Genomic DNA, 21,825 nt, shown 5'->3' with positions numbered 1-21,825 from the left:
GGCCAAAAAATGAAGAAATTATTTAGCTATTCATCTAATGTAGCGATGTCAAACTACTTACTATCACTTAAGTTAAACAAAACTTATAGCATCGTTAGTTGGGAACAAATTAAACAAAGATATCAAGAGGAAATATATATATTAGAAAGCCTTTCTAAAGATATAGAAATAGATTTCAACAAAATCTCTCATGGAACAATTAGTAAAATCCAAACTTGTGTGGACTTTCTAGATGAAAACCAAACAATAAGGTGGGAGGACATAGAATCAACAGATACGATTGTCATCTTCTTACTTTCCATGAACCTATTAAACATAAATCTATCTAAATTTTATTCATGTCAATTTCATATCTTACGTTACTTTAAAAGCATGCATGAGCTTTCGATTGATGTAACACAGTATTCTCCCTCGTATTTAGACCGAGAGAATATCTATGAATTAGACCATGAAGAAGGATTTATAGAATTGGGTACGGACATGATCGAAGATATGGGCTTAGAAGCTTTTCCAATTGATGAAGAAGAGTATGAAAAGCTCTCTACACTATTCGACATACCATTAAAGGAAATAAAGGAAGCAGCAGAGGACACATGGGGTGCTATAGCTGAAACAATAGACGGCATATCACCGAAGCATAAAGAAAAAATTTCTAAATTACTAGATTGTTATCCAGTGCAGCATTCTTATCAAATTGATGAAGAATCTCTGTATCTCTATTATGGCCAGGAACCATTATACGGACCATATAAATTTGAGATGTTACTAGATTTAGTGGAAACAATCTATACGCAGGGGGACATAACAAATGAAGACAGTAGCAATATTTGATGCTTTAGAGCCAAAAGGAATTGTAACCATTCAGCAATTTAACAACGAATTATCACGTGGAGAAACTGCCGTTACTTTTAAGGACTTTTATTTAGCTTTAAAAGAAGTTATGGAGCAGGGTACACAAGATAATACTCATTACTCTAGTGGCGTACTCCCAAAAGGTTGTATAAAACACGAGGTGTTATCTAAGAGTGGAGATAAACAAGCTGTTTGGATTGAAGTACCAAAGGCTCAGTGGGATATTCATTTTTTTGAACGACCGTTTCAACAAGTAGGATTTCCACGTCTATTATTTCGTTATACGGTGTACCAAAAACGAGTTACGAATATCTCTGTCTTTGCTGTAAAAGAAGATATGGAGTTAGAAGAAGGAATGAAATTATATCAATTTCCATATTCTAATGTTCATCCTAGTGGATCTGTATGTACAGGTAGAGTTGTGATACCTGAATTCCGGACTTTAAAAGATTTAGAAACATTTCATGTTTTATTTTTTGCAAGTTCTTTTAATCACGACCTTACACATACTCATACGGAACCAGTTGGAGAGCTATTTAAACGATTTGAAAACCAAAGTTTTGATGATTCTATTTTAATGGAATCGGAAATGACTTTTTAATACACGCTCTTTAGAGTGATTGTTTATTAGAAGCAGGGGAGTATTTATTAAGAATAATAATTTTGTTGGAGTTTAGATTATAAACATTGGATCCAACATGCTTAGGAGGAAATACGGTGTATTTAGATTATGAAACACGAATGAGAATTGAGAGAGAAAGACAACGAATTATTAAGTTTTTAAACGAGAAGGGTATTACACAAAATTCAGATGGCAAAAGAGTCAATGATTTACCACTTTGGCCATTAACTTTAATGGAAAATAAGTTACTGGCAGACAGTAATTGAGTACATCGAATTTCTGAAAATAGCAGAACTATATATAAGCAAAGATACTAGGAGGATTTTTTATTATGACAAACTTATTCGATTTTTTTGATATGGAAACACAAGTAGAGGAAACAACAGTACCAGTGAAAAAAGCTGCTTCAGAGCAAGCCACTGCTAAAAAGGAAGAAAAAAAGGAAAAAGCAAAAGGTAAGACAAAAAGTAGTAAGAAAGCTAAGGCTACAAAATCTACAGATTGTCTAGATAAAATCAATACAACAACGGTTGTTCGCCACGTAGTATTTGGGGATATACCATTAGTAGATTGGTTTACAGAAGAAGAAATTATACATGGAATCGCTGTTCAAAATGGGGATTCAACAGATGTAAGAAAAATAGAAGCAGAGGATATCCGCGTAAAATTAGAGCATCGTTATCCCTCATTTGTTAAAGGCTTAACTGTCATTAAATATGATGAGGATACAAATGCACTACTTCCGATTTTAACTGTCGGCGCAAAAGGAGCAAGTATTGTAGAGGGACAATCCATTTCAGATTGTCCTTTTTCTTTTCTTAGTACTTGGCTGAATCACTTTTTACCTGGGGATTTTATTCCGAGAACACTATTAATGGACTTTATTATTATTGCACAAGCCATTTCTCGTAAATGTGATTGCGAATTGCATGCTGATATCTATTTCAATAAAGAGCGTGGTTATTTTATGGATTTTCCACCTCAGCAGGTAGCAACTGAAATTGTAATCCCAGAAACGAATATAGAGATGCAGTCTATCGCTATGAAAGTTATGGAGATACACAGTCATCATCGTTTCTCTGCTGAACCAAGTGATTTAGATGATCAAAGTGAACGTGCTCCTATTCTTTATGCAATTGTTGGCAGAATAGAGGATGTTTTCCCTGAACTACGAGTACGGACTTGTATAGATGGAAAATTTTATTCTATTAATCCTAACTTTATATTTGCAGGAGAGTATGCAACGAAAGGGATAAGCCAAGATTACGATTTAAGTAGGATCACACTTTTAAAATAAACACACAAGGGGGCGTAAAAGAGACATATTTTTATGTCTCTTTCTTTATTATGACAACATTAAAAACAATTCACGTTTCAATGTTTACAAAGATAAAGCACTACATGTTAGTTCTTACAAAGAATAAACAAGCAATAGAGGAATCGCATGATGACTATAAGCTATTTCAATTTATGTGCAAGTTAGAGATGAATCACATATATGAAGCATTAGAAGGACAGAGGAAGAATACTCATATTGATTTAGACACACATCAAGAATATATAGACACGCTTGTTGTGCAGTTGAATTTACTTCAATATGTTGTAGGCATTGTGCAAGAGGAAGGAGTTATTTATGCTGCATCGATACTAGTGATGCATTCATTTGACTTGTATACCGTGCATAGGCTTACAAATTTATCGATTCCATTTCTACGAAATTTAGAGAATACACTATCAAAAGAAAATAGGGGGCTATAAAAATGAGTATTGTTATTGATATTGCAGAAGGAAAGAAGATTGTACCACATATTGTATTAGTAGGTGCTGGAGGAAACGGAGGATTAATTTTACAACATATTGCTCAAATGATGAGTATTTTTCAATTGGATGGCGAAATTGTAGTTGCAGATCCAGACACGGTTGAAGAAAAAAACCTTGGAAATCAACTCTTTATTCGACCTGATGTTGGTAAATACAAAGCAGAAGTACTGGCTCGTCGATATAAAGCTGGCTATAACGTTCCTATCTCTTCCTTTACGTCGCAGTATATAGAAGACATAGAAACAATGCAGCAGTTGTTTGGTAACAAATATGATTTATTAAAAAAACAACATAAAGACGATTACTTGTATCTGCCAATTGTAATTGGGGCAGTAGATAATATGTTTTCTCGCGAGGTCTTTCATCAATTCTTCCATCAATCAGATAATCTTCTTTACATCGATGTAGGGAATACAGCTGTAACAGTTCCTGATAATTGGAGAGAAGTAAATAAAAGACATTGGACACCTCAACAAATAGCTGATTATAAAAACAGTGGTTATAACGGACAAGCAGTATGTGGAGTTAAATTGAATGGCGAGGTCATTCTTTCACCGCTTGGTGATTTATTTCCGGATGCTTTTACGAAAAAAGAAACAGCTCCAAGTCAATTAAGTTGTTCCGAATTAGCTGCTTCAGAACCACAGCGCGTTATTACCAATAAGTTCGCTGCCATGACTGTTGCTCAATTCGTCAACGAACTCTTTGATGAAGGTACCGTATCGAATCACTATATCATTTTCCAAGCTCAAAAGGCTTTTATGAAAGCTGCACCAATTGAGGGGTAATGATATAGGAGGGGACAAGATGAGAGTGTATCAATTAGATTCCACTCAATTACAACACAGTTTAACACCAACAAACATGTGTAATGGTGTTCTACAATACTACCAATATAAACAGTATACCGTTGTATCTGTACTTGATTTATCAAAGCAAGATTCCGGAATGATACCATTGCTTCTGGCTTGTTTAGCAGAGGCTTTGATTCATTTCAATCCGGATTCTTTTTTAGCGAAGGATGAATCTAGCATTTTATATTGGTGTAGAAAGAACTTTAAAGGCTTTCATAGTATCTCTGACGATGGATTTTTACAAGATTTCAAGCAGATATACGAATGTTATCAAGCATTGCAGAACGTTGGGAAACAAGAGAAAAATATAAAAATAAATATGTAATAGCAAGGAGAAGGGAAACGTATGTATAATATACTTAAACGTCAATATAATTACTTTATCCGAGGAGTGATTCGGATTAACGAAGAAGTACAAAGGGAATTGGACCTATTAGTGCAAAAGATTCGTGAAACTGTATCTTCTGTCCAAAAAATCATCCTTTTTGGCTCTCATGCATATGGCACACCAAATGAAGACAGTGATTTTGATCTCTGTATTGTTGTGGAAGGTGTCGGAGAAAGAAAAAGGGAAGTCATTAATCGTATCAATTGGGGTATTTATGATGTTATGGAAACACCAGTTGATATTTTAGTGTACGGACCAGAAGAGTTTCAAGAACGTGCTAGCCGTACCGTTACTATGGAACATAAGATTGCACTAGAAGGGAAGGTCCTATATGAGGTGCGAGACGTTCTCGAGTAAGCAATACGGAAGTATAAGCGACAACGAGGACTGTTCTTAATTGGAAAAACAATCAAAGCAATAAAGAACAGGATAACTGTTCAGATAAGTGGTAGGAATGAAGGAGTAACGCCCCGAAACTACCCCAGTGAGATTCCCAACTGCATACACTAGGCATAGCGTGATGTGGAGAGCAGGGTAAAATATACGGTCACGGTTCGTAGTGCACAACTGTATAACCGAAAGCCAACAGGAGTAATAAACCGGTTGGAACTAACCAAGTACCGTATGCTGTCAACCGACATGGTGAGAATGTGGTAAACCATTGACGAACTTGCGAATGTACGCCTCGAAAAGGACACGGATCAGAAATGATTCGGAGTCTGAAAACAAGACTTGTCTAATGGATTGGGGATATCTCATAATTAACAATCCTAACGTTGTTATAGGCAACGGAGCTAGACACGGGGTATAGCAAGCACCTAAATCGGAGGTCAAAATGACCTTTAAAACAATGATAGTCTGAATGGAACGTCGAAAGCCACCAACGTTGAGAGTAATCTCTATCGGCGGATACAGTTGAATACGAAATGGACAACCAAGGGAAGTATTCTTAATAGTGGTGAGAGTAGTGGCACGACCGTTGAAGGTTCTGTAATGGAACTGGAGGAACAGCCACAAGTCTATATAGTAGGAACTGAAATTTCATCTAATCTTGCATGGATTCTGGTAAGACTCAAAAGGTCACCAAAAATCAATTTGAGAGTAGGTGATAGACCATGAATGGCAATTCTAAGTCCGCGCCAAAGGGGAATAAACTAAGACACAACGAATACTACGGTATTCAACCTGTCCTAGATAACCTATACCAAAAAGCAACAAAGGGAAATTCTTTCAAAAACCTAATGTCTATCATTATATCAGACGAAAATATACTTCTCGCCTACCGCAATATTAAGGGGAATAAAGGAAGTAGAACTGCAGCTTGTGATAATGTAAATATAAAGAATATTGAGGGAATGGAACAAAGCTATTTCTTGAATGAAGTTAAAAGACGCTTTCAAAACTACCAACCGCAGAAAGTAAGACGTAAAGAAATTTCGAAGCCCAACGGACAAACCAGACCCCTGGGAATACCGGCTATGTGGGATAGGATAATCCAACAGTGCATCTTACAAGTCATGGAGCCAATCTGCGAAGCGCACTTCAGTAACCGAAGTTATGGTTTTCGCCCAAACAGAAGTGCTGAACATGCCCTAGCAGATGCATCAGTGCGAGTAAATAAACAAAACCTTACATATGTAGTAGACGTAGACATTAAAGGTTTTTTTGACGAGGTAAATCACGTCAAGCTCATGCGTCAATTATGGACATTGGGTATCCGTGACAAACAACTTCTGGTCATTATCCGAAAAATACTGAAAGCCCCAGTGCAAATGCCTGATGGCACAACAATGTTCCCGACCAAGGGCACCCCACAAGGCGGGATTCTTAGTCCTATACTTGCCAACGTCAATCTTAATGAATTCGACTGGTGGATAAGTAGACAATGGGAGACATTCAAAGCTAAAAAGGTAAAACCGAGATGCATGAGGGGAATTTGGTGCAATGACGTTGTAACGACACAACTCACCAAAACTTCCAAGATGAAACCAATGTACATCGTAAGGTACGCAGATGACTTTAAAATCTTCACAAACACACGTAGTAATGCGGAGAAAATTTTCAAAGCGACTCAAATGTGGTTAGAAGAACGTCTAAAACTGCCTATCTCAGCCGAAAAGTCTAAAGTAACCAATCTGAAAAAGCAACAAAGTGAATTCTTAGGTTTCACCCTCAAAGCTGTAAAGAAAGGTAAAAAGAAGAACGGTGACACACGATACATTGCAGTAACACACGTTTCCCCAAAAGCACTGGAAAAAACAAAACAAGATTTAGCAAAACAAGTGAGAAGAATACAGAAAACCCCAAACTCTAATGAAACAATTAAGAGAATCAGCATATACAACAGCATGGTCATTGGTAAGCACAACTATTATAAAATAGCTACGCATGCCTCCCAGGATTTCAGTAAAATGAACCATAATCTTGACCACATAATGTATAACAGATTCCCTAAGTCAACAACTGGAGGTAAAAGCAATACAAATGGATACACGAATATAGGAGAATATAAAGGAAAAGACAAAGGTATTAAACCATATCTAAAGTCAAAAATGATGAGATTTCTCATGAAACGTCCCATCCTACCAATCTCCTATATTCAACACAAAAACCCGATGATGAAAAAGCAAGTCATTAACAAGTACACCGCAGAAGGACGAGCCCTGATACATAAAAACTTGGCAGACATAACCGAAGCGGAACTGAAATGGTTAAGAGAAAATCCAGTTATAAATGAACGGGCAACCGTAGAATACAATGACAACCGAATTTCTCTTTATGTCGCACAAAAAGGCAAATGCAGTGTAACAGGTGAGAAACTCTTACCTTGGGACATTCATTGTCACCATAAGCGATTATGGAGTGAAACAAAGGACGACAGCTACAAGAACCTTACCATCATCAAACCAAGTGTCCATAGACTAATACACGCAACCAAGATAGAAACCATAAACCAACTACTCAATGAACACAAATTCAATGAGGAACAGTTAGGCAAACTCAATAAATTGCGAAAATTAGTCAAAAACGAGGAAATCTGTATTTAATCACAAAATGAAGTGGAAATGAAACATGAATAACTAGCGTTGTTCGCTTAGAACTTATCATTATTTTGATGAAAAGAAAACTACAATATAGATGGACCGCGGTATGCCGTGAAAGTGGCACGTACCGTGCGGATCGGGGGAAAAGTTGGAGATAGCTTCAAAGACTTACCTATCGACAATAAATATTGAGGATCTAAAAGAGTGGGTATTTATTGCAAAATCTGATTTAGATTCTGCTAGTTACTTAACTCACATGAAACCTTTCCCAACTGCAATTATTTGTTATCATAGTCAACAATGTGTGGAAAAACTTCTAAAAGGATTTCTTGCACTAAACGGTAGGACAGTCCCAAAAACTCATAACCTTTTAATGCTGCACAAATCATGTCGGAAATTAGATGAGGAATTCTCATTGATTTTAGAACAGTGCGTGCAGCTAAATGGTTATGCTACAGACATTCGTTATCCGTATTTTGAAGCACTTACTGTTCAAGATGGATTAATCGCTATACAACATGCTCAAAAAGTAATGAGCTTTTATATGGAAAAGTTAAACAAGTTGAATATACATGAAATCACAGTTGATTAAAAATAGAGGATATACACAAAAGAGAGTGCCTATTAAATAGGGACTCTCTTTTTCTATCTAAAAACAGAGGAGGTATGCTCCATAGTAGTATGAAATGATACTTTGCTATGGGGATAACAATATAATGATGGATATATATAAAGAAATTAAAGAGGAAATGAAAAAAGTCTATTTATCTCGCGATTGTTGTTTTGTAGGTTACAGTGGGGGGAAAGATAGTTCTGCCATGTTGACGTTACTATGGGATGCAATTGCTGAGCTACCACTAGAGGAACGTACAAATCCAATTCATATCTTAACTTCCGAAGTTGGAGTAGAAACACCTGCTATGACGGCTTATATCTCAAGGACATTACAAAAGATCCAGGAGAAAGCAAATGAGCAAAACCTACCATTTGTCGTTCATGGTGTGAAACCACTTATGAAAGAATCATATTGGTATAAAGTAATAGGCAGAGGCGTTTTACCACCGAGCGGAAACAGTAGATTGAGATGGTGTACTGACTCTCTCAAGGTCAAACCGATGCAGCGAAAGATGAAAGAAATCTTAATAGCTTCTCAAACTACTACTGCAGTAGAATGCTTTGATGAATATGATGGTGTGCTTATGCTGGCCGTTCGTAATGAAGAGAGCGCTCGAAGAAGACATAGTATTCAAAAGCATGAGATAAGTAATGATTCCTTATTTTCACGTCATAATGATATGAAGAATATCCTCTGCTTTAATCCAGTTAAATTTTTAACCGGTGATGAAGTATGGATGTTACTTTTAGATAGAGGGATACTGCCCTTTGGTGTGGATGTGGAAGAAATGAGCATACAGTATGGACAAGCTATGTTTGAATGTGGCATAAAAACAGGTGGGAAGCAGCAGGGAAATGCTTGTGGAGCTGCAAACTCACGTAGTGGATGTTGGACTTGCCTAATGATGAATGGTGAGGATAAAATGTTGACCCAGCTAATTAGTGAGGGGTATACGGACTATGCTTATCTACAATCCTGGAAAAGCTTCTTACGTTCGATTAGAAACGATATTCGGTATCGGAATGTAATGAATAGACGAAGCCTGCAAACGCTCCTTAGAAACGAAAATAAAAGGGATTCAGACTTGTTTTCCATATGTAATCATGTTGAATATGATTATATTATGTTTGATCGTACAGAAAAGGGAGACTATGCACCTGGAGGACTAACAGTAGAAGGTAGAAGAATGCTTTTAGAATATCTACTTTATATTCAACAAGAAATGAATACGAGTCTTATATCTGAAGAAGAAATTGAGGCAGTACTACAAGGCTGGTATGACACAGATGGTATTCGTGTATATCGAGATGAATTGGAGCCAATACATCACGCATGTCTTGGTGAATTGGTGTTCAAACCTGATTGTACAATAAATGAAGAAAAAACGACGTCTCCATTCCCTGTGTTTTTCGTGGAAATTGATGTTCATTTAGGGAAGCAGGAGATATTTCGTTGGATGAAGGAACGACAGAAAGTTACGCAGCAGAGTTTTTTCTTTTTTCCTTCAAATTATTCTAATGATTCTGCAAAGCTTACATGGAACAAACTAACCTTTGTTGTATCTAGATTTGATATAACAGAAGCAAGAGATGCTGAACGCATTATACGTCAATGGTTAGGTATGACGATGTACCATGAAAAGGCAGAAGCACAACATAAGAAGATGCTTGTACAGCTGTTCATTCATTCTATGAAGAATGAACAATTATTTAATCCGGATGAATTAGAAAATACGAAGATCCTATATACTACAGAGTTTATAAGTAGGCTCTCTCGATTGCTAGAAACAGAGGAGTTGCTATCCGAGGAGACTAATCACCTCTTTGCAAAAATACTTAAAGAAATGGCTAACGAAACATTTCTTATAGCGTGATATATAAATAATAGATATATTTAGAGAGTACCTATTCAATAGGTGCTTTCTATATTACAAAGGCAAGAGGAGATTATAATGGAATTCAAAAAACTTATGAAGTATATAGAAGAGAATAAGGAAGAACACTTTGATGAATTAATTAAAGAAAATGAAAACGCAATTAAAGAAATCGATAAAAAAATGAGAAGGAAACAGATTTTTAAAAAATAGTTACGATATTTACCAAAGAACTATTAGGAACGTATAAATATAGGATTCAAGGAGGATACTTATGACTGAAATTAGTTTCAAAGACAGATGTATTCAAATTCTAACCACAATTCCAACAATAGTATTTTTTATTTGGAGCATGTACTACTGCTTTCAGCTATTTGTAGGAAATGAAATACCCGGAGTAACTCCTATTACAAAGTTTATGCTTGGGTTGATTACACTGTTTATGGGAATTGGCGGACTTATTAATTTAACTAAGCCTAATGTAGATGCTGTTGAGTTCTCCGTAAAGACACTTTGCGGGTTACTTGCAATTGTCTTTATATTATTTGCAGAGAAATTTGTCGACATCGCAAAATTAATTAGTGAGTCATTGTAAACAAAAGACAGCAACACAAGCGTTGCTGTCTTTTATTTATGTATTGATTTTAAAAAGAACATTTAACTGTTTCAGAGTGATGAAGTTTTGAAAATCTTAATTACTTAAAAATTTTTGAATAACTTTTTCTTGTTCCAAATCCCAATCTTTTCCGCTTTTTATATAACATTCGTGCTTAATGGTTAGTTGAGTGTATTCATGCGAAGTAATTTCTTTATTAATTACAACACCACCACATTTTTTAGCAATTCGTTCGGCTATATCTTTATCTATAAAGAGAAATGCCACTTCTTCATCTTTTACAAACTCATAACTAAATGAAGTTTCATCGTATGGTATTCTGTGCAATCCACCTGCATAAAACAATTCTCCTAATTTTACTAAACATAAAGTTAAAGTGTTTTGCATAACATATATTCCTTTCTCGTGCATTTTTCTCATTCCTTTAAATACCTTTTGTGATGGACTTGTTCATCTAGAGCATTATTAACAGCTTAATCTTAAATATTGAAAATATCTTTTCAATGATATTTTAGTCTTAAAACCAATTCTATCAATTAATTCACTTTCAGAAAGTCCTTGCTTAATAAGGCGAAGAATAAATGTGTTCCTCATCTGCTGTGCAGAAATACGCCTATCTAATTCTGCTCGTTTCACTTCAAGTCGAATCATCTTTTGTATAGCAACCTCAGACAAAGCTTTTGGTGCATCATTTTCGTAAACCCATCGATAAGTACCTCGATTAAAATCAAATGCCACAAATAGAGGATTATCTGTGTGCTGTCGAGGTCTTACAGGTTCAGGGATAGTCGAATAATATTTGTAAAGCTGTTGTGTAGCTTCGGCTGTTAAGAAGATGGATCTAGTATCTCCGTTTTCTCCTGGAACAATTAAAGTGTTCCTAGCAAACTGTATATGGTTCATATTAAGCGATACAAGCTCTTGCAAAGACAAACCATAGTTTACTATTAAATTAATTATACAAGCGTTTCTATCCATGATTAGAGGACGGTATTTAGCTTGTCTTTCTGTTAATCCCTTAGTTGATAGAACAGTTTGTTTTAAAAGCGCCTCTTCCAATTCGGTAATAAAATCATTGTCATTTAGTGATTGATCCGGAATTAAAGAGAGATGAATATCATCTAATGGACTAACTATACCTAAAAACATGTGTAACCTCTTTAAAACCACCCATATCCTGTGCCTTGTTTTAAGAGAATATTCTCGTTTATTTTCTAACACTGAGAAATAAGATTGATAATCATCTACGGATATTTCATTCCATGATTTTATATGTAAAAGCAACTCATTTTCATTCAACCATCTATAAAAATCTTTAATATCGTATGCATAGCGTTGGATTGTAGAATGTTTTCGGCCTTTTTCACTTAAATATGTAGAGAACGCTTCTAAAGTTTTTTCTAAGTTAATTGTCTCATTCAATATAGTCACCTAATTTCTTTGGATATATTATAACAGAAAATAAGTGAAAGACCTGCTACCGCCCTTTGCTACGCACGGTTGCTGGCATATCCAAAAAGCAAACGGACAAACAACCCTTTGCTTTTTGGATATGTTGTTTATTAGTTATAAAGCCAGATAAATAGAGTTATCATAATACTCCAAAAAGGCACTACAAAAACTAATCCCCAAACAATCCCTTTAAAAAATCCAATCTCGTTATAGGTATTCATTTCTATGTAAGTTGTTTCTTTTAGTGTAGCCATGTGTAATCCTCCAATATAAATTGTTTATTAAAATGAAAAAAGGACAAACCTAGTCCTGGTAGGGATACGTAGGTTTGTCCTTTTGTATGAGGGTAATGATCTGTTTAATTACCATTATTATAACGCAATTTACAAATATTTTCAATTAGGTCGGACATCTTATTAACAATTATACTAGCTATATTAAAAATCTATTATAAATATATACCTTATATAAAAAAAGAAATAAAGATAAAACTATTATAGGTTATCAAAAACAGGGGAAATATCTACTCCCACAAGGGAAAATTTCATGTTAGAACCTAAAAAATCATAAATAGCAGAAAATGTATTCGTAAATTCAATGATTATTAGACGTTTAATTCTACAAAAAAACAGAAAGGAATTACTATATTTCTACATGAAATCAGAAAGAATTTGATACTAATCGCATTATATATATTCAACCCCGTAAATAAGAACTTTTTTACTTATTTTAGTAATCAGGTTAATTCTAACCGTCTAATTATCCACATTTTATTCAGATTAGGCTGCTATTTTTGAACATAACTCACTATTTACACATAACTCACATTTTTGTTGATGATTTTTATTAGATAAATACAACAACATTAGTAATAACAATGATTTTAGAAGGATTATATCCACATTGGATCATATTTGTCCTCATATCCACTATTTTTATAATTTTCCTTTTGATTTTTTGTAGGTATTATGGGATAGGTTTTAATACAGTAGAGGAATACACTCTAGTATTATGTGGAGAGTTATGCATTGATAGAATCAAAATTGTATAGAAGTGCATAAAAAAAGACTCCATTTTACATGAAGTTCTTTCGATTTAGTATTTATAAATAGAGTAGTAGGAAGGTGTTACTACTCAAATAAACACGAATAGCCCTCTACTTTTGTTTTTTTCAAAAATAGAGAGCTAGTTGCTATTATTTTATTTTCATTGCGGTTAGCACCTGATCAGGAGTGGTTATTGTTACACCAGCACGTACTAAACGTTCAAAGGTACGCATAAACTCTAGTAAATTAAACTGTTTTGGTAGCTCAATCACACGCAGCTGCTCTTGCGGTAGCTTATCAATTTCTTCAATAAACCATTCACGTACATCACTTGGAATTGTGCGTTCTTTATGGCCGCGTACTTTTAATTTTTCGCGCATTTCAATTTCTAAAGCAATATATGCATGGAGATTCACACCTTGATCATATGCATATTTTCTAAATAACGTTTCTTCCTGATATTTTAAATAATTACGGTGATAAGATTCTTCCGTCACAGGTACCGCAAATTTCTGCTTCAGTAGTGTATGCACATTCTTAAACATCTTCTTAATGTTGTGAAGAGAGTACATAGAATAATGTAAACCGAAATTAAAGACAGCTTGCTCACGGTCACTATTTCTCTCTTTTGGTATATGTTGCGCAATAAGAGGGTAGATACCTTCTTTCGCTGCAGCATCAAGGATTTGATATTGAGATGTTTGATGCAATAGTTTTTTCAATGTATATACAATTTTCGTTGGATATCCTTCTTTTCGATCAATCATGTCACGGAGTCCGCGAATTACACTGCGGATTTGACGATGACAAGTATGCTTTAATACATGAATGAACTTATTCATGTCTGCAGACAGTTCACCGATATTCATCTCCTGTAGAACTGCTTCTATAAACTTTGCCTTGCGAGCATAGGTGGTTTTTGGTGTAAATGGATCCCTGTGTTGCTCTTCTCCAGATTCTTTTGTACATAAAAAGTCTGAATGAATAGATAGATATAAGGTTGTATATCGTTTTGTATGCTTTACCCCTTTTTGCATTTTGCAAATTTTGAATAGGGGATTCCCCGTACATGGTAATGCCGTTGTTAATTCATCGATAACGGAACGGATTTGATGCGGATATTTTTTATGTAAGAAACGATACATCCCACCGAAGTGAGTTTTGTTTCCTCTTTCATCCTGCTTGTCCAATGAACGCTTTAATGTTGTTTCTGTATGTTGTTGCATGGCAATGTCTAAGAATAGTTTCTTAGCCGCTACAGATAGCTTAAAGAAAGCCTTAGTAAATACAACAGGACTAATATATACGTATGGATTTGCTTTTTCTGTTTCCTCATTCATAAAATGAGTCAGCTTGATTGTATATCGGCCATCTACTCCGTTTTCAATGGAGATAATGTTATGTAAGTTTAATTTCTTTAATGCAATATAGAATTGAGAATGTTGGATATAAGCAAATTCTTCTTTATATTGCTTGTAATCTTCCCACATCATATGTATTGTTACATTTGGAATGACACCATTAGTAAAGCATTTCTTATGTAGATATAAGAAAACTTCAAGATCAGCATTCGTAATGCCGTATAATTTATGTTTTCTTCCTGTTTTTTCAGCAAGTGCAGACAATGCGCGACGTGAAAAAGATGGCTTGGCTTTTTCGACAAAACCTTCTTCGTCAGCAATACGTTCTTCGTATGTCATGTGCTGCAGAATATCTTCTAAATATGTATCTTTATAGCTGTAGTACTTATCTTCAAATGCTTCTACAAGTTTTTGCCAAGACTTTAGTGTTACTAACACGGCATTGGTTGTTTTCCCATTTAAGCTACGTTGATTTCGTATTACAAATGATTTCCCCATCTTTTTCACCTCCGTTCTACAAATTCAGAAATATATGCCAAAAGACTATAAAATATACCAATTTTGATTATAGCAAAACGAATTTTGTAAAAATGTGCCCTTTAAGAGAGAATTTTAAAAAAGGCAACACCTTACGAGCCTTAGAGCCACAAGGGATAGAAAAAAAGTTTGATTTTTTTTTTGGTACGCAACTTGGGAAGGAGTGTTGCTTTTTTCTTGTATGATGCTATTTATTGAGAATAGGAGAAATCCTTTAATATCAATACTCTATAGATATACCAATTGATTTTTGGTACGCAACTTGGGAAAGATGTTGCTTCTTTTTCGCGAAAATGGGTACGCGACTTGGGAAAGGATTTCTGTGAAATATATAGTTTGTTTTAGATTAAATGTTTTAAATCACCTGATATAACAGCATTTGTAGCTGGTTTTATTAGTAGTATAGGTACGCGACTTGGGAAAAATGTTGCTTATTTTTAATGTGAAATTAAATAATTTAAATATTAGGTGTTGCTTGTTGCGAAAAATAAGTACGCAACATGGGAAGAATGTTGCTTGTTTTAGTAAAAGAGTACGTAACATTGGAAAAGCGTTGCTCATTTTATATTAAAAGTACGCAAGATGGGAAAGATGTTGCATGTTTTACAGGAAAGGTACGCAAGATGGGAAAGGCGTTGCATGTTTTATAGGAAAGGTACGCAAGATGGGAAAGGCGTTGCATGTTTTATAGGAAAGGTACACAAGGTGGGAAAGATGTTGCACGTTTTGTAGAAAGGGTATGCAAGATGGGAAAGATGTTGCATGTTTTGCAGGAAAGGTACGCAAGATGGGAAAGGTGTTGCATGTTTTGCAGGAAAAGTACACAAGTTGAGAAAGATGTCGCATGTTTAACTTATAATTAGTGTAAAACGAATTTTGTAAACTTATAAAAATTAAATGTATTGTTGCTATTACAAATACGAAAGGGAAGAAGATAGAGAATTTATTATTTTGTACTATTTATACTAATTTAATTCTATTACCTTATTGTATTAATGAAAATATAATATATAATTTTATGAATATAAAAAGGTGATAGGAGAAAGATATATGCTGGAAAAATTGAATAGATTTATGTTTGATTTACCTATAATTTGGTTTGTATTACTTATGGTATTGGGATCATTTTTACTTGTGATGCCATTAGATTTATTTTTACCGGCAATAAAACAACATCCAATAAAGGAAGAACCCGCTATTATACAGATTTTAGTAGGAGTATTTGCGGCACCTGTATATGAAACAGTAATTTTTCAGGTGTTTTTATTTTGGGTATTAAGTTGTATTTCTCTTATTAAAGATCGTGATTTTCTTATCATTTTAATAGCATCGATTATATTCGGATTAATTCATTCAGATGGTATTACTTATATAGTCGCTACAGCAATAATTGGAGTATTATATAACTATGCTTATTGGGTATATCAAAAAAAGAATGAAAAAGTAGAAGTTACATTATCTGCTTTTTGGATTGTTGTTTTGATTCACTCACTACATAACTCTATTGCTGTTATAGCATCACAGTTATAAATGTTTTAAAGAATACTTTATACTATTAGTAATGGATTTTAAGTTAATAATTAATGGGAATTGAGTTGTTTATAAAAAAAGAGGCATAGAATGTTTTTCTATGCTTCTTTTTTATGTGAACTTATATTTATTTGTTTACTTTTATTCCACCTTAAATAATGAATTTATTTCAAATCTACTGAACCCTCAAAGCAAACCTTTATAAAAAGGTTTGTTAAATATTATTCCCACTACTCATAATCAATTGCATTTTAATTTTCTTTAATAAGTGTTCATAAAAGTTTCCTGCTTCTGGATAGATACCTTTCTCATGGGCACTTCAGTTTACAAAAAGATATTAATTGTTTATCATATTTTCGTTAGCTAAACAATAGGAATATTCATTGGAATGCTCAATAATAATATATCCTATCGAAACTCTAATTAGAATGGTATGAATGATAAGTAGCAATTGATATAATTGTATTAGAAGCAATTAGGAGGATTATTAGTGGAAAAGTTAAAAGTACTATTTCAAAACACCTTATATATAGCATACCCTCTACTAACTGGAGTTGAGGGAAGTGAAAGAGTGTTAAATAAATGGCAACAATTCTATCAAGATGTAGAAAGAGATCTACAGAGGATATACAACTCAACTTATTCGTCACAGACTTTCGAAAGACTAGTGAAATGGGTTTCTAAAAAGGAAGCTTTAGGATTATCGGCGATAGACATTCTTCCAAAATTAGATAATTATAAGGGAGAAATTTTTGAATGTCTAAAAGATGATTTATATATGGAATTTGGGATTAAATTGCCTGTTGTCGCAAAAGAATTACCTTTAGATACAGAGGCTAAGAGTGATTACATAGAGCGAAGTAATGCAGGGTTTATGTACCATTTATCAGACACTATTGCTAAGAATAAGTTTACAGATGACCAAGATAAGAATGTACGTATTGCTCAATTGCAGGATAAACAAAATAGTCTAGTCGTAGTATCGTCACATGACGATGGTGATATGAAGTTACAAAGGGAAGAGTTAAAAAGATGGAATACCTTGATTGACTCTACTTTTTTAACACGAGTAATGGATGATTTGACGGCAGATTGCCTTGATATTGTAACAGAACTGTGGGTAAAGAGTGCGGAAAATGATAAGACTATTGTGCCTGTACATTATGAACAAATATTAGATATGTGTAATATGAAACAAATCAAAAATGGTAAGGCTTATTATCGAAAAGAAGACAGATTAAAGATTATGGAGCGTTTAGCTGCTCTTGCTAGTATTTTTATTTATGTAAATGAAGATAATGAGATCGTGATATTAAATGAAGAGGATCCAAATGAAACCTTGGCTTATAAAAAGCAAAGAATTAGAAGGTTATTTGTAATGGATGAAATTATCATTGCAAAAGATATTGATACGGATAAAACATTGGGAATAGAGAGTATGAACGTTACACCAGGTAGTTTTTTATCGAAATATCTATATGGTTCTGAAAAACTAACAGGTTTATTATCTAAGAAAGCATTGGAGTATAACAGCAAGCAACAAAGATATCACAAACGATTAACCAGATATCTAAGTTGGCGTTGGCGTATTCAACAATCATATCAACATCTAACACATTCATATAGTATTGGTGGTCCTAAAGGGTTATTACAAGTAATGGAAATCAGTATGAATAGAAAACCAAGCCTTACAAGACAAGTTTTTGAAAAGACGTTAGATGATCTTATGAGGGACCAAGTTATTAAGGAATGGAAGTACTCTCCTGAAATTGATGAAGAGAAATGCAAGGGGAAAAACTGGTTTGAGAATTACTGGCTAAAATTAAAAGTAATTATTTCTCCGACAAATGAACTTGTTAAATTACAACAAGAGTTGATTACTAAGAAAAGTAAGCAGCAGTCACCATTAATTATCGAGATTGAAGAAAAGCCACCTGTAATTGAAGAGAAGCCAATAAGTATACCAAATCAAGAAATACCTAATAGTATTGAGTTCTATATTGAAAAAATGAACACGTATAAAGAGAAGAATAATAAAAGTATTCGTGAGCTAGCGAAAGAAATTGATATTTCGTATTCAACGCTTTCAAGGATGCTATCAGGTAAAAGAAAACGATTAAATGATGACACGAAAAATAAACTGGATAAGTGGATAGAGAGACAAGAGGTAATGAACTTATTATAAAAAGCCTATAAATGGGAAGGGATAAAAGGTGCAAAGAAAATGCTAGAAAGTATAAAGGATATAGGAGTTAGCAATTGGATTGGTTTAGTCTCAATTGTGGTAGCGATTTTTATTGGTGTTAAATCAATAAAGTTTGCTAAAGGTGCACTAGAACATAGTCAAAGGTCACTTATTGTTAATGAGAGCTATAAACCGATAATTAATGATATCAATAATTATCGTAATCTAAAACCATTTTCTTCTCAACCTTTGGATTTTAGTGGGATAAAGGCAGTTAAAAATGGATATATATTTGATGCACTTGAGGAAGATTGGAAACAGAAAATAAATAAAATATTAGAAAAAGAAAATAATATAAATAAAATAAAAAAAAGTTTAGATGGAATAGCATCTAATGCTATATGTGAAGTCATTAATAAATATATAGAAAAAACTGATTACGAGGAAGAAGTAGGAAATATAGAATTTAAGATGAATGGTTCAAAACTTTACGATGTATTAATGAGCAATAATTTGTATTATCTACTAGTACGTTCTCATGTAAAACCTGAAATTTATTGTGAGATTTTGGTTGAACATATTGAATATGATCCAGAGGCTGGTGAAATACCTGTTAAACGCTCAGAGTGTTTACTGCCTATTGAAAAAGCTTTTGAAAAATATATGAATATAGGGTTAGATCCTAATAATGAACTCCCACAATTTGATATCGACAATATAGAAAAACAAATAATGCGAGTTATTAACAATAACCCTAAACATATAGTGATGGAGAATGAGCGTACAGAACTTATTAAAATCTTTAATATATTACAAGATGAAATAAATGAGCGAATTAGAGAGTTGATTATTCCAGGTCATAAAAAGAAAAGAAAGACTTCTATATAACAATTATTGAAAAGATATTAATAATTTAAGACAGAATATATAGCCCTTAGTATAAAAAGGAATCTGGTATCTATTAAGATATCAGATTCTTTTTTATGAAGGTATATACGAGTGGATATAAATTCCAATATAAAATATAATTCAAAATATGATGATATATCATCTGCAATAACGCAAGGTTTACCTCTAGAAGGGGAAATTTAAAGTAGGGAGTAATTAAAATGAATGAAAAAACAAAAGAGACTATTTATGCAATGGCTAAGGGGGCTGCAGGTACTGTACCGGTAGCAGGACCGATGCTTTCAGAACTATTTGGAGTTGCATTTGCAGATCCTGCAAGTAAGAGAAGAACTGAAATTTTGGAAGAAATGGATCGTAGGTTACATGCTCTTGAGCAAAAAGGTTTTAATATAAGTGAACTAGCTGATAATCAAGAGTTCTTAACAGTTGCTATGCAAGCATATTCAATAGCTTTAAAAACACATCAAAAGGATAAAAGAGTAGCATTAATGAATTCAATTTCCAATACGCCTAAATTGGGGATAGAAGAAAATGAAAAGTTAATGTTTTTAAATTATATAGACCAATTTAATGAATGGCATTTGAAAATATTATCATTCCTAAATTCTCCAGAATCTTATTTTACAGCTGAAACAAGACCTAGCCTTTTCTCGGGAGGAAAATCTACAATTTTAGTTTCAGCATTCCCCGAATTAGGAGACAGACGTGACTTTTATGACCAAATCGTCAGAGATTTGAAAAATAGAGATTTAATTGCCTATGACACACTTCATAATACAATGAGTGAAACAGGATTGTGGCAATCAGGTACTACAGAGGTTGGAAAAAGATTTTTAGAGTTCATTTCAGAATAATCTAAGCAAAAGTCTATAACTTAGAAGAATCTGTTTTAATTTTTAGAGCGGATTTTTCTAAGTTTATCCGTGAAAGACTGCTTATTTCATAGATTAGCATTATGCTAGATGGTAATCAAATTATACAAAAGGAGAGATTTGATGAGTAAGTTATTTTTAACTTTGAATATAAATTATTATTTCTTTAAATTACTAATAACTTACTTAAGTTATTAAAACTTGTAAAACACCTTGCTACTATAATCCTAATTGTGTAATATATAGGTATATTGTTAGTTTATTTGATTCCGTTTATTCCCACACCTTTTTTTTGTGTTGTGGTTGAGTTGTAGAAGCAAGTTGCGTCTTGTTTCATTTATGAAAGGGCTTCTTTGAGCCGATTAGTGTATATATAGCTTATTTTGCTATGCACATTTTTAATCGACTTGAAGAAGCCCTTTTTGTGTTGTTTTCAAGTTTGCAGGCGGGGTTATTTATGATTCATAAAATAACAAATTAAACAGTAGAGGAGATAATAAAATGAAAAAAGATTGTAGTCACTTACAACCAGTACCAACAGTAGAGGAACATAAAGCACGAATGGAAAAAAATCAGAAATCATATGCTGCACCAGCAATGTCATCTGAATCAAGAGCAAGAGTGAATCAAATGAGAGGATGTTTTGAAGCTGAAATTATATTACCAGATGGGAAATTTCAATACTTTAAACCAGATACTCTTAATGAAAAGGTTGCTATTCAAGAAATCGCTTTATATATTGAAGGCATACAAGAAGCAAAAGAAGGCTATGTAATCTTATGGCGCTTTGTCGGGCAACAAAGTTTTTACCATGGTACAAAGATCGTAGCTGAACCGAAGATTCGTTCAATCCTACGTAAATTGAAAGATTATTTTTTTGATTACGAAGAAGTTGTATACGAACCTGAAAAATAAGAGAGATAGAGGGAAATGTAAATGAAAAAAGATAACACTTGGACAGAATTAGATAATCCAAAAGAGCAGGAAACAAGAAAGCCATCCCAAGAGCCGGATGATATATTTGCTGGTATGGATGAGTTACCGGAGATTACAGATGAAGAACTACCATTTTAATAAGGTCGAGGTAGTTTATAGAGGGTAAAAGGAAGAACTAAGTGATGTATTTACTTGGATCTTCCTTTTTTTAATGTAAAAAAGAACTTGGAGGGAACGATTATGCGGTGCGAGACGTTCTCGAGTAAGTAATGCGGGAGCATAGGCGACAACGAGGACTATTCTTAATTGTA

24 protein-coding genes are annotated in these 21,825 nt (G+C 33.8%); 20 read left to right on the top strand and 4 right to left on the bottom strand.

What is annotated here, in order from left to right; genetic code table 11:
- Positions 1-9 precede the first annotated feature (9 nt).
- From BAQ44_RS16980 to BAQ44_RS16920, 13 genes are all read left to right on the top strand, one after another.
- Positions 10-831 carry a hypothetical protein gene (locus BAQ44_RS16980; protein ID WP_000732880.1) on the top strand — a complete coding sequence of 274 codons (822 nt, stop codon included), beginning with the start codon at positions 10-12 and terminating at the stop codon, positions 829-831.
- Positions 809-1,453, top strand: coding sequence for a hypothetical protein (locus BAQ44_RS16975; RefSeq protein ID WP_000859312.1), 645 nt, complete (start codon positions 809-811; stop codon positions 1,451-1,453). The genes BAQ44_RS16980 and BAQ44_RS16975 overlap by 23 nt, the downstream gene beginning before the upstream one ends.
- A gap of 116 nt (positions 1,454-1,569) precedes the next feature.
- On the top strand, positions 1,570-1,740 hold the full coding sequence (locus BAQ44_RS31120; protein WP_000280379.1) for a hypothetical protein: 171 nt from the start codon (positions 1,570-1,572) through the stop codon (positions 1,738-1,740).
- Positions 1,741-1,805: 65 nt separating this feature from the next.
- The gene (locus BAQ44_RS16970) at positions 1,806-2,771 is read left to right on the top strand and encodes an MPN domain-containing protein (RefSeq protein ID WP_000182855.1); all 966 of its coding nucleotides are present in this window, start codon (positions 1,806-1,808) and stop codon (positions 2,769-2,771) included.
- Between the two features lie 50 nt (positions 2,772-2,821).
- Complete coding sequence (locus BAQ44_RS16965; RefSeq protein WP_000209415.1) at positions 2,822-3,232, top strand: hypothetical protein; 411 nt, start codon at positions 2,822-2,824, stop codon at positions 3,230-3,232.
- Positions 3,233-3,234: 2 nt separating this feature from the next.
- Positions 3,235-4,083 carry a ThiF family adenylyltransferase gene (locus tag BAQ44_RS16960; protein ID WP_000029264.1) on the top strand — a complete coding sequence of 283 codons (849 nt, stop codon included), beginning with the start codon at positions 3,235-3,237 and terminating at the stop codon, positions 4,081-4,083.
- 19 nt (positions 4,084-4,102) lie between these two features.
- Positions 4,103-4,474 (top strand): hypothetical protein, encoded by a 372-nt coding sequence (locus BAQ44_RS16955; RefSeq protein WP_001267129.1) that lies wholly within the window; start codon positions 4,103-4,105, stop codon positions 4,472-4,474.
- A 21-nt stretch (positions 4,475-4,495) separates the two neighbouring features.
- Complete coding sequence (locus tag BAQ44_RS16950) at positions 4,496-4,894, top strand: nucleotidyltransferase domain-containing protein (RefSeq protein WP_000282369.1); 399 nt, start codon at positions 4,496-4,498, stop codon at positions 4,892-4,894.
- Between the two features lie 758 nt (positions 4,895-5,652).
- A complete protein-coding gene (ltrA, locus tag BAQ44_RS16935) occupies positions 5,653-7,584 on the top strand; it encodes a group II intron reverse transcriptase/maturase (protein WP_001014145.1) in 1,932 nt (643 codons plus the stop codon).
- Positions 7,585-7,729: 145 nt separating this feature from the next.
- Positions 7,730-8,173: a HEPN domain-containing protein gene (locus BAQ44_RS16930; RefSeq protein ID WP_048568098.1), complete on the top strand. Its 444-nt coding sequence runs from the start codon at positions 7,730-7,732 to the stop codon at positions 8,171-8,173.
- Positions 8,174-8,297: 124 nt separating this feature from the next.
- Positions 8,298-10,070 (top strand): phosphoadenosine phosphosulfate reductase domain-containing protein, encoded by a 1,773-nt coding sequence (locus BAQ44_RS16925; RefSeq protein WP_002073830.1) that lies wholly within the window; start codon positions 8,298-8,300, stop codon positions 10,068-10,070.
- 78 nt (positions 10,071-10,148) lie between these two features.
- Positions 10,149-10,283, top strand: coding sequence for a hypothetical protein (locus tag BAQ44_RS31600; protein ID WP_000394598.1), 135 nt, complete (start codon positions 10,149-10,151; stop codon positions 10,281-10,283).
- 61 nt (positions 10,284-10,344) lie between these two features.
- Positions 10,345-10,665 carry a hypothetical protein gene (locus BAQ44_RS16920; RefSeq protein ID WP_000136244.1) on the top strand — a complete coding sequence of 107 codons (321 nt, stop codon included), beginning with the start codon at positions 10,345-10,347 and terminating at the stop codon, positions 10,663-10,665.
- Positions 10,666-10,761: 96 nt separating this feature from the next.
- On the opposite strand, the gene BAQ44_RS16915 is transcribed toward BAQ44_RS16920, so the two are convergent.
- The 4 genes from BAQ44_RS16915 to BAQ44_RS16900 all read right to left on the bottom strand — a co-directional run bounded on the left by BAQ44_RS16915 (position 10,762) and on the right by BAQ44_RS16900 (position 15,043).
- Positions 10,762-11,073: a hypothetical protein gene (locus BAQ44_RS16915; protein ID WP_033696043.1), complete on the bottom strand. Its 312-nt coding sequence runs from the start codon at positions 11,071-11,073 to the stop codon at positions 10,762-10,764.
- A gap of 78 nt (positions 11,074-11,151) precedes the next feature.
- Positions 11,152-12,117, bottom strand: coding sequence for a tyrosine-type recombinase/integrase (locus tag BAQ44_RS16910; protein ID WP_002029030.1), 966 nt, complete (start codon positions 12,115-12,117; stop codon positions 11,152-11,154).
- A gap of 131 nt (positions 12,118-12,248) precedes the next feature.
- Positions 12,249-12,392, bottom strand: a complete 144-nt coding sequence (locus tag BAQ44_RS31115; RefSeq protein WP_000212568.1) for a hypothetical protein — start codon at positions 12,390-12,392, stop codon at positions 12,249-12,251.
- A 941-nt stretch (positions 12,393-13,333) separates the two neighbouring features.
- The gene (locus BAQ44_RS16900) at positions 13,334-15,043 is read right to left on the bottom strand and encodes a hypothetical protein (RefSeq protein WP_000520284.1); all 1,710 of its coding nucleotides are present in this window, start codon (positions 15,041-15,043) and stop codon (positions 13,334-13,336) included.
- A 539-nt stretch (positions 15,044-15,582) separates the two neighbouring features.
- Here BAQ44_RS16900 and BAQ44_RS31110 point away from each other — a divergent pair.
- The 7 genes from BAQ44_RS31110 to BAQ44_RS31105 all read left to right on the top strand — a co-directional run bounded on the left by BAQ44_RS31110 (position 15,583) and on the right by BAQ44_RS31105 (position 21,652).
- A complete protein-coding gene (locus BAQ44_RS31110) occupies positions 15,583-15,732 on the top strand; it encodes a hypothetical protein (RefSeq protein ID WP_000533201.1) in 150 nt (49 codons plus the stop codon).
- A 400-nt stretch (positions 15,733-16,132) separates the two neighbouring features.
- Complete coding sequence (locus BAQ44_RS16880) at positions 16,133-16,612, top strand: CPBP family intramembrane glutamic endopeptidase (protein WP_000890576.1); 480 nt, start codon at positions 16,133-16,135, stop codon at positions 16,610-16,612.
- A 490-nt stretch (positions 16,613-17,102) separates the two neighbouring features.
- Positions 17,103-18,797, top strand: a complete 1,695-nt coding sequence (locus BAQ44_RS16875) for a helix-turn-helix domain-containing protein (protein ID WP_048568097.1) — start codon at positions 17,103-17,105, stop codon at positions 18,795-18,797.
- 39 nt (positions 18,798-18,836) lie between these two features.
- Positions 18,837-19,685 (top strand): hypothetical protein, encoded by an 849-nt coding sequence (locus BAQ44_RS16870; RefSeq protein ID WP_048568096.1) that lies wholly within the window; start codon positions 18,837-18,839, stop codon positions 19,683-19,685.
- Between the two features lie 221 nt (positions 19,686-19,906).
- Positions 19,907-20,560, top strand: coding sequence for a hypothetical protein (locus BAQ44_RS16865; RefSeq protein WP_001003375.1), 654 nt, complete (start codon positions 19,907-19,909; stop codon positions 20,558-20,560).
- Between the two features lie 519 nt (positions 20,561-21,079).
- The gene (locus tag BAQ44_RS16860) at positions 21,080-21,493 is read left to right on the top strand and encodes a DUF6018 family natural product bioysynthesis protein (RefSeq protein WP_000710699.1); all 414 of its coding nucleotides are present in this window, start codon (positions 21,080-21,082) and stop codon (positions 21,491-21,493) included.
- A 21-nt stretch (positions 21,494-21,514) separates the two neighbouring features.
- On the top strand, positions 21,515-21,652 hold the full coding sequence (locus tag BAQ44_RS31105) for a hypothetical protein (protein ID WP_000711015.1): 138 nt from the start codon (positions 21,515-21,517) through the stop codon (positions 21,650-21,652).
- Positions 21,653-21,825: the final 173 nt, after the last annotated feature.

The sequence above is a fragment of the Bacillus mobilis genome (assembly GCF_001884045.1).
Taxonomy (GTDB): Bacteria; Bacillota; Bacilli; order Bacillales; family Bacillaceae_G; genus Bacillus_A; species Bacillus_A mobilis.
Note: the sequence above shows the minus strand (reverse complement) of the source record. Positions and strands in the feature narration are given on the sequence as shown.

Coding starts and splice junctions, on each gene's coding strand:
- BAQ44_RS16975 (WP_000859312.1), top strand. CDS start 809: ATGAAGACAGTAGCAATATTTGATGCTTTAGAGCCAAAAGGAATTGTA.
- BAQ44_RS16970 (WP_000182855.1), top strand. CDS start 1,806: ATGACAAACTTATTCGATTTTTTTGATATGGAAACACAAGTAGAGGAA.
- BAQ44_RS31105 (WP_000711015.1), top strand. CDS start 21,515: ATGAAAAAAGATAACACTTGGACAGAATTAGATAATCCAAAAGAGCAG.
- BAQ44_RS16925 (WP_002073830.1), top strand. CDS start 8,298: ATGATGGATATATATAAAGAAATTAAAGAGGAAATGAAAAAAGTCTAT.
- BAQ44_RS31600 (WP_000394598.1), top strand. CDS start 10,149: ATGGAATTCAAAAAACTTATGAAGTATATAGAAGAGAATAAGGAAGAA.
- BAQ44_RS16900 (WP_000520284.1), bottom strand. CDS start 15,043: ATGGGGAAATCATTTGTAATACGAAATCAACGTAGCTTAAATGGGAAA.
- BAQ44_RS16950 (WP_000282369.1), top strand. CDS start 4,496: ATGTATAATATACTTAAACGTCAATATAATTACTTTATCCGAGGAGTG.
- BAQ44_RS31110 (WP_000533201.1), top strand. CDS start 15,583: ATGGGAAGAATGTTGCTTGTTTTAGTAAAAGAGTACGTAACATTGGAA.
- BAQ44_RS16880 (WP_000890576.1), top strand. CDS start 16,133: ATGCTGGAAAAATTGAATAGATTTATGTTTGATTTACCTATAATTTGG.
- BAQ44_RS16915 (WP_033696043.1), bottom strand. CDS start 11,073: ATGCAAAACACTTTAACTTTATGTTTAGTAAAATTAGGAGAATTGTTT.
- BAQ44_RS16870 (WP_048568096.1), top strand. CDS start 18,837: ATGCTAGAAAGTATAAAGGATATAGGAGTTAGCAATTGGATTGGTTTA.
- BAQ44_RS16965 (WP_000209415.1), top strand. CDS start 2,822: ATGACAACATTAAAAACAATTCACGTTTCAATGTTTACAAAGATAAAG.
- BAQ44_RS31115 (WP_000212568.1), bottom strand. CDS start 12,392: ATGGCTACACTAAAAGAAACAACTTACATAGAAATGAATACCTATAAC.
- BAQ44_RS16865 (WP_001003375.1), top strand. CDS start 19,907: ATGAATGAAAAAACAAAAGAGACTATTTATGCAATGGCTAAGGGGGCT.
- BAQ44_RS16980 (WP_000732880.1), top strand. CDS start 10: ATGAAGAAATTATTTAGCTATTCATCTAATGTAGCGATGTCAAACTAC.
- BAQ44_RS16960 (WP_000029264.1), top strand. CDS start 3,235: ATGAGTATTGTTATTGATATTGCAGAAGGAAAGAAGATTGTACCACAT.
- BAQ44_RS16955 (WP_001267129.1), top strand. CDS start 4,103: ATGAGAGTGTATCAATTAGATTCCACTCAATTACAACACAGTTTAACA.
- BAQ44_RS16860 (WP_000710699.1), top strand. CDS start 21,080: ATGAAAAAAGATTGTAGTCACTTACAACCAGTACCAACAGTAGAGGAA.
- BAQ44_RS16920 (WP_000136244.1), top strand. CDS start 10,345: ATGACTGAAATTAGTTTCAAAGACAGATGTATTCAAATTCTAACCACA.
- ltrA (WP_001014145.1), top strand. CDS start 5,653: ATGAATGGCAATTCTAAGTCCGCGCCAAAGGGGAATAAACTAAGACAC.